1 protein-coding gene is annotated in these 515 nt (G+C 69.5%); it reads left to right on the forward strand.

Features of this window, described 5'->3' with window-relative positions:
- The coding region (locus tag A5784_RS10605; RefSeq protein WP_286159417.1) for a biotin/lipoyl-containing protein at positions 1-515 on the forward strand (515 nt) is incomplete at both ends.

Genomic DNA, 515 nt, shown 5'->3' on the forward strand with positions numbered 1-515 from the left:
CTAGGTGAGAGTGTCACTGAGGGGACCGTCACTCGCTGGCTTAAACAGGAGGGCGACACGGTCGAACTCGATGAGCCACTGCTGGAGGTCTCGACCGACAAGGTCGACACCGAAATCCCGGCCCCGGCCGCCGGTGTGCTGACCAAGATCGTGGCCCAGGAAGACGACACCGTCGAGATCGGCGGCGAACTGGCCGTCATCGGCGAGGCCGGCGAAGCGGCATCCGAAGCACCGGCACCCCAGGCCGAACCCGAGCCAGAGCCCGAACCCGAGCCGGAACCGGCCGCCCAGGCCCCCGAACCCGAGCCTGCCGCGCAGGCCCCGGCCGCCGAGGCTCCCGCGCCTGCGGCATCGTCGGGCGCGGCGACCTCGGTGGTGATGCCCGAGCTGGGCGAATCGGTCACCGAAGGCACCGTCACGCGCTGGCTGAAAAAGGTCGGCGACAGCGTCGGCGTCGACGAACCACTCGTCGAGGTCTCCACCGACAAGGTCGACACCGAAATCCCCTCCCCGGT

It is taken from the genome of Mycobacterium sp. 852013-50091_SCH5140682, from assembly GCF_001665685.1.
GTDB lineage: Bacteria > Actinomycetota > Actinomycetes > Mycobacteriales > Mycobacteriaceae > Mycobacterium.